The 6574-nt window shown below is 71.6% G+C and carries 6 protein-coding genes and 1 pseudogene; 2 read left to right on the top strand and 5 right to left on the bottom strand.

Translation table 11 applies throughout. The features are described 5' to 3' along the window. From Q0D57_RS18840 to Q0D57_RS18850, 3 genes are all read right to left on the bottom strand, one after another. Positions 1–839: P-loop NTPase (locus tag Q0D57_RS18840; RefSeq protein WP_291046938.1), on the bottom strand; the 839-nt coding region annotated here is incomplete at its 3' end. A 77-nt stretch (positions 840–916) separates the two neighbouring features. Continuing rightward, positions 917–1441, bottom strand: a complete 525-nt coding sequence (locus tag Q0D57_RS18845; protein ID WP_291046932.1) for a DUF1003 domain-containing protein — start codon at positions 1439–1441, stop codon at positions 917–919. Next, the gene (locus Q0D57_RS18850) at positions 1422–2783 is read right to left on the bottom strand and encodes a CBS domain-containing protein (protein WP_291046933.1); all 1362 of its coding nucleotides are present in this window, start codon (positions 2781–2783) and stop codon (positions 1422–1424) included. Before Q0D57_RS18850 ends, Q0D57_RS18845 begins: the two co-directional genes overlap by 20 nt. Before the next feature lie 70 nt (positions 2784–2853). On the opposite strand from Q0D57_RS18850, the gene Q0D57_RS18855 reads away from it, so the two are divergent. Then, entirely contained in the window at positions 2854–3351 is a 498-nt protein-coding gene (locus tag Q0D57_RS18855; RefSeq protein ID WP_291046934.1) for a general stress protein, read from the top strand. 3 nt (positions 3352–3354) lie between these two features. Here the strand turns inward: Q0D57_RS18855 and Q0D57_RS18860 are convergent, their stop codons facing one another. Then, on the bottom strand, positions 3355–4959 hold the full coding sequence (locus tag Q0D57_RS18860; protein WP_291046935.1) for an aminopeptidase P family protein: 1605 nt from the start codon (positions 4957–4959) through the stop codon (positions 3355–3357). Between the two features lie 90 nt (positions 4960–5049). On the opposite strand from Q0D57_RS18860, the gene Q0D57_RS18865 reads away from it, so the two are divergent. Next, complete coding sequence (locus Q0D57_RS18865) at positions 5050–5916, top strand: PHP domain-containing protein (RefSeq protein WP_291046937.1); 867 nt, start codon at positions 5050–5052, stop codon at positions 5914–5916. 408 nt (positions 5917–6324) lie between these two features. Here the strand turns inward: Q0D57_RS18865 and Q0D57_RS18870 are convergent. Then, a pseudogene (locus Q0D57_RS18870) lies at positions 6325–6574 on the bottom strand (hypothetical protein); the annotation flags it as partial.

Consider the following 6574-nt stretch of genomic DNA (forward strand, 5'->3'; position numbering starts at 1 on the left):
CCGTAGACGTTCTGGCCGGTCTGCATCGCCACGAGCCCCGATCGCTCGGCCACGTCGGCGGCGGCGGCCTGCGGGGTCGTGAGCACGATGACGTCGGCGTTCGGCAGCAGCTGACCGATCGAGATGGCCACGTCGCCCGTGCCGGGCGGCAGGTCGAGCAGCAGCACGTCGAGGTCGCCGAAGTAGACGTCGGTGAGGAACTGGGTGATGGTGCGGTGCAGCATCGGTCCGCGCCAGGCCACGGCGCCACCCGTGGCGGAGGCCTGCTCGGGATCGATGAACATGCCGATCGAGATGACCTTCACGCCGTGGGCGACGGGCGGCAGGATCATGTCGTCGACTCGGGTGGGCCGAGCGGCCACCCCGGCGTCGTCGACGAGACCCAGGATGCCGGGGATCGAGAAGCCGTAGACGTCGGCGTCGACGAGCCCCACCGAGAGCCCACGTGCCGCGAGGGCCACGGCGAGGTTGGCGGTGAGGGTCGACTTGCCGACCCCACCCTTGCCGCTCGTGACGGCGTAGACGCGGGTGAGGGATCCGGGACCGAACGGCATCGTGCGTGCGCCGCCGGGGCCGCGGAGGCGCTCGGTGAGGGCGGAGCGCTCCTCCTTGGTCATCACCGAGACGTCGACCGAGACCCCTGTGACGCCCGGCACCGAGCCGGCCGCGTCGCGGACGTCGCGCTCGATGGTGGCGGCCGCGGGGCATCCGACGATCGTGAGCTTGAGGGCCACGGACGCGGCGCCCTCGGCCGTCACGTCGACGCCGCCCACCATGTCGAGCTCGGTGATGGGCTTGCGGATCTCGGGGTCGATCACCCGGCCGAGCGCCGTGCGCACCGCCGCCGCGAGATCCGGGCCGGAGCCGCGTTCGGGGCCGGGGCCGGAGCCGGGGGAGGTGCCGGGGCCGGTGACGATCACTCCTGGCGCTCGGGGGTCTTCGCGTCGCGGTCGAGCTCCTCGAGGAGCGACCGCAGCTCGGAGCGGATGAACTCCTTGCTCGCCATGTCCTGCAGCGCCAGGCGGAGCGCCACGACCTCGCGGGCGAGGTACTCGGTGTCGGCGAGGTTGCGCTCGGCGCGCTGCCTGTCCTGCTCGAACTGCACGCGGTCGCGGTCGTCCTGACGGTTCTGGGCGAGCAGGATGAGCGGGGCCGCGTAGGAGGCCTGGAGCGACAGGATGAGGGTCAGCGCCGTGAACCCGATGGCCGCGGAGTCGAAGCGCAGGCCCTCGGGACCGTAGGTGTTGAAGAGGATCCACATGACGCAGAACAGCGTGAGCCCGAACAGGAACCACGGGGTTCCCATGGCGCGCGCGATGGACTCGGTGAAGCGGCCGAAGCGGTCGCGGCCCTGCACCGGGCGACGGGAGATGATGGGGGTGCGGCGCCCCTTGGGCGCGGCGAGGCCGGTGTCGGGCCGGTTAGCGGGGGTTCGTGCCACGACCACTCCTCCTCTCACGGATGCTCGGGCGTGCGATGGCGATGGAGGCTGTGCTGGTCGTCACACCTCCCGGGGCTGGGCGATCCGCTGCGGGAGGCGGGTCGTCGTCATTGTCTTGGCTGCGCCAGTCGTCCGGAAGCAGGAAGTCGAGGACGTCGTCGATGGTCACCACCCCGACGAGTCGATGGTTGTCGTCGACGACCGGCACCGAGACGAGGTTGTAGCTCGCGAGGATGCGGGAGACCACGGCGGCGCTCGTGTCGGCCGTGACGGGCTCGAGACCCTGGTCGAGGATCGTGCCGAGCCGCTCGTGCGGCGGGTAGCGGAGCATCCGCTGGAAGTGCACCATGCCGAGGAAGCGGCCGGTGGGCGGCTCGTAGGGCGGGAGGGTGACGCAGATGGCGGCGCCGAGCGCAGGGGCGAGCTCGTGCCGGCGGATGAGCGCGAGCCCCTCGGCCACCGTGGCGTCGGCGCTCACGATGATGGGCTCGGTGGTCATGAGGCCACCTGCTGTGTCGGGGGCGTAGGCGAGGAGCATCCGCACGTCGTCGGCCTCCTCGGGCTGCATGAGTTCCAGGAGGTGCTCGCCGCGCTCCTCGGAGAGCTGGGCGATGAGGTCGGCCGCGTCGTCGGGCTGCATCTGGTCGAGCACGTCGGCGGCCCGGTCATCGTCGAGCTGGGCGAGGATCTCGACCTGCTCGCTCTCGGGCATCTCCTCGAGCACGTCGGCGAGACGGTCGTCCGGCAGCTCCTCGGCGACCTCGAGCATGCGGGCCTGGGGCAGGTCGAGGAGGGTGTTGGCGAGGTCGGCGGGCTTGAGGTCGCTGTAGGTGGCGATGAGCTGCTCGGCCGACTGGGCCTGGCCGGCGGAGGTCTTCTCCACCACGTCGTCCCAGGTGGCGAACACCGTGGCGCCCTTGGCGAACGGGGAGGGGCTCGTCTTCGGTCGGCGCACGAACAGCTGCGAGACCGCCCACTCGCCGGGACCGTGCTCCTCGATCGAGACGTCCTCCACCACGGCCTGACCCGATCCGTCGCGGAAGACGACCGCGCGCCCGAGCATCTCGGCGATCACGCGCACCTCGCCGCCGCGCTGCTCGAAGCGGCGCACGTTGATGAGACCGGTCGTGATGATCTGGCCGCTCGAGATGCTCGTGACGCGGCCGATGGAGACGAACACACGCCGGCGGCCCGGGATCTCGACGATCAGGCCGACGACCCGCGGCGGATCGCTCTTGCGATAGACCACGAGGACGTCGCGCACCTTGCCCAGCCGGTCGCCGGCGGGGTCGAAGACGGTGCACCCCGCCAGACGGGCGACGAAGACTCTGGTGGCACTCACGGTTACTAACCTAGACCGTCCGGCTGGGTGCGCCCGGGAGGCTGCCAGGGCGCCGTGGGAGGATGGGAGGGTGAGCGACCGACCTCCCCAGCCGCGCCGAGGCAGCACCCGATTCCCCGTGATCCCGCGCGGCGAAGTGGTGGCCACCTTCGAGGCCTACAGCGACGCGCAGGCGGCCGTCGACCGGCTCGCCCGCGCCGACTTCCCGGTGAAGGAGGTGTCGATCGTGGGCAGCGACCTCAAGAGCGTCGAGAGCGTCACAGGGGCCATGAGCTATCCGCGGGCTGCGCTCACCGGAGCTCTCTCGGGGCTCTGGGTGGGCATCTTCTTCGGGCTGCTGTTCGTGCTGCTCGCGCCCGAGAGCGCGAACGTGCTCTTCATCGGGGCCGCGGCGCTCATCGGCGCCGGGTTCGGGCTGTTCTTCAACATCGTGGTCTACAGCCTGGGGCGGCGCCGGCGCGACTTCACCTCGGTGATGCAGGTCGTGGCGTCGTCGTACTCCGTCATCGTGAGCCCGGAGCACGCGAACCGGGCCCGTACGGCGCTCGACGCCCCGCCCGCGCCGTAGCCGCTACTCCTGGATTCTTCTCATCCAGGCCTCCACCTCGTCGGCCGTGCGCGGGATGCCGATGGAGAGGTTCTCGGCGCCGTCGGCCGTCACGAGGATGTCGTCCTCGATGCGCACGCCGATGCCGCGCATCTCGGCCGGCACCGTGAGGTCGTCGGGCTGGAAGTAGAGCCCGGGCTCGATCGTGAACACCATGCCGGGCTCGAGCACGCCGTCGAGGTACATCTCGCGGCGGGCCTTTGCGCAGTCGTGCACGTCGATGCCGAGGTGGTGGCTCGTGCCGTGCACCATGTAGCGGCGGTGCTGCTGGTTGTCGGCCTCGAGCGCTTCCTCGGCGCTCACCGGGAGCAGCCCCCACTCGGCGGTGCGGCGGGCGATCACGGCCATCGCCGTCTGGTGGATCTCGCGGAACCGGATGCCGGGGCGCACTATCGCGAACGCGGCATCCGCTGCCTCGCGCACGGCCTCGTAGACCTGACGCTGCACGGGGGAGAAGGTGCCGTTCACGGGGAGGGTGCGGGTGATGTCGGCGGTGTAGAGGCTGTCGAGCTCCACGCCCGCGTCGAGCAGGATGAGGTCGCCGGGCACGACGGGGCCGTCGTTGCGGGTCCAGTGCAGGATGCAGGCGTGCGGGCCGCTCGCCGCGATGGTGTCGTAGCCGACCGTGTTGCCGTCGAGGCGGGCGCGGGTGTTGAAGACGCCCTCGACGAGACGCTCGCCGCGGTCGTGCGCGGAGCTCGTGGGGAGGTCGCGGATGACGTCGTCGAAGCCGCGGGCGGTGGCGGCGACGGCCTGGCGCATCTGCTCGATCTCGTAGTCGTCTTTGACGAGACGGAGTTCGGAGAGGGTGCGGTGGAAGTCGGCGTCGGCCTCCTCCCCAGCTCCCTCGGGGAGGCCCTCGGCCGCTTCGCGCACCACGAGGGTGCTGTCGTCGAAGACGACGTCGGCGAAGGCGGCGATGCCCTCGGTGGGGAGGCCGAGGTCGCTCGCGACCTGGGCGAGGGAGGGGCGGGGGCCGATCCAGAACTCGCCGATCTCGGAGTTGGCGTAGAACTCGTCGCTGTCGCGGCCGGCGCGCTCACGGAAGTAGAGGGTGACGTCGTGGGCTGCTGTGTCGGCGACAGGATCGTCGGCTCCGGCGTCGCTTGCGTCGGCGGCAGCGGGTTCGAAGACGAGGAATGCGCCGGGCTCGGAGTCCGACGCCCAGCCGGTGAGGTAGGAGAACGCGGAGTGGGCGCGGAAGGGGTAGTCGGTGTCGTTGGAGCGCTGCTTCGGGGCGCCGGCGGGGACGACGAGGCGCTTGCCCGGGAAGGCGGCCGAGACGGCGGCCCGGCGGGTGGCGGCGAAGGCGGCCTGCTCGCGGGCCGGCGGGAGGGGCTCGTCCCGCTCGGCCCAGCCGCTGCCGATGTAGTCGCGGAAGCGGTCGGAGGAGGGCGTGGTGGAGCGGTTGCCTGTGGCGCGCGGCTCGGGGGCCTCCGTGGCCTCGGGGGCGGCGTGCTCGGCGGGGCCGTGCTCCGCGTGGCCGTGCTCGGGGTGGCTGGGCTCGGCGTGGCCGGACTCGGCGTGGGTGGCGCTCGTGGCGGGGGCGGTGCTGATGGGATCTGCCATGCGTCCATTCTCCACCTCCGGGCTGGGCGGCGTCTCGTGACGGGCTGCGCGTCGCGACGGGCACACATCCCGACTGGCTAGCATGGAGGGATGTCTTCCGATCGGCTGTTCCGGGAGCCGATCGACCTGCACACGCACAGCAGGGTCTCCGACGGCACCGAGTCGCCCGCCCAGCTCGTGCGTGCGGCACGGGAGGCCGGGCTCGGCACGGTGGCCCTCACCGACCACGACTCGACCGCGGGCTGGAGCGAGGCATCCGCCGCCGCCCGCGAGAACGGCGTCACCCTCATTCCCGGCATGGAGCTCAGCACCCGCGTGGGTTGGTCGAGCGTGCACCTGCTCGCGTACCTGTTCGATCCGTCGGACGCGCGGCTCGTGGCCGAGACGGCGCGCATCCGGGAGGCCCGGCTGCTGCGGGCCGAGGAGATGGTGCAGCGCATCGGTCGCGACTACGACCTCGCCTGGGACGACGTGGTGGCGCAGACGAACCCCGGCGCCACCGTGGGCCGACCGCACATCGCCGACGCTCTCGTGGCGCGGGGCCATGCGCCCAACCGGAGTGCCGCCTTCGCGGGGATCCTGCACTGGCGGGCGGGGTACTACCAGCCGCACTACGCACCGGATCCGCTCACCGGGATCGAGCTCGTCGTGGCCGCCGGCGGTGTGCCCGTGATCGCGCACCCCGCCACGGTGAGTCGCGCCGACCTCGCGCTCGAGGACTCGATGGAGCAGTACGTGGAGGCGGGGCTCTTCGGGCTCGAGATCGACCACCGCGAGAACACGCCCGAGGGGCGCGAGCACTTGCGGGATCTCGCCTCCAGGTTCGGACTCGCCCTCACGGGCTCGAGCGACTACCACGGTGAGGGCAAGCCGAACCGGCTGGGGGAGAACACGACGGCGCCTGAGGTCCTGGAGGCGCTGATCGCGCGGTCTTCGGGGTCGGCGCCGGTTTATTAGCCGCGCCGCCGCCTCTGCGGCGCGGGGGACATGTGGCGGCGCGGTCGCTTCGCGGCCACGCTGCCACTCTGGGTCGTCGAGTGGGCCCTGTTGCGTTCGCATCCGGCGGGACTCTGTCGGGGTGATGAGTTATTACGCATCTGAGGGACAGTGGTCGCGTATAGCGGGTCGGTCTGGCTCAGATGTGTAGTAACTCATCAGCATCGGTGGTGGTGGTGGCGGCTAGTTGTGCAGGGAATACGGGGGACCGGGGCCGTATAGCGCGTCGGTGTCGCTGATTCTGTGCAAGTTACGGCGCTTGGGGCTGGCGCGCGGTGCGGCGGTGAGGTCTAACGGGAGAAATGGAGAGGACCGACGCCCTGTGCGGGGTCGGTCCTCTTCAGATCTACTGTTAGTCGGTCGCGGGCGCTACTCGGCGCGGGGGGCGCGGTTGCGGGAGCGGGAGCGGCGGCGGGGCGCGCTGTTGCCGTCGTGGTGCTCGGAGCCGGAGCCCGTGGAGGTGGACTCCGTGGCCGAGGCGTCGCTCGGGGCCGACGAGGTGGTGCCGCCGAGGGAGCCGCTGCGGATGCGGTTGCGGTTGCGGCTGCGGGAGGCGCGGGCGGCCTCGCCGGAGTCGGCGGTGCCGGCGGTCGCGGTGGTGGTGTTGGCGGGAGCGGAG

This window comes from Herbiconiux sp. (genome assembly GCF_023264895.1).
Taxonomy (GTDB): Bacteria; Actinomycetota; Actinomycetes; order Actinomycetales; family Microbacteriaceae; genus Herbiconiux.

Bases quoted from the DNA above. Each gene is read 5' to 3' on its own strand.
- Q0D57_RS18860 (WP_291046935.1), bottom strand. From the start codon at position 4,959: ATGGCAGATCCCATCAGCACCGCCCCCGCCACGAGCGCCACCCACGCC.
- Q0D57_RS18865 (WP_291046937.1), top strand. From the start codon at position 5,050: ATGTCTTCCGATCGGCTGTTCCGGGAGCCGATCGACCTGCACACGCAC.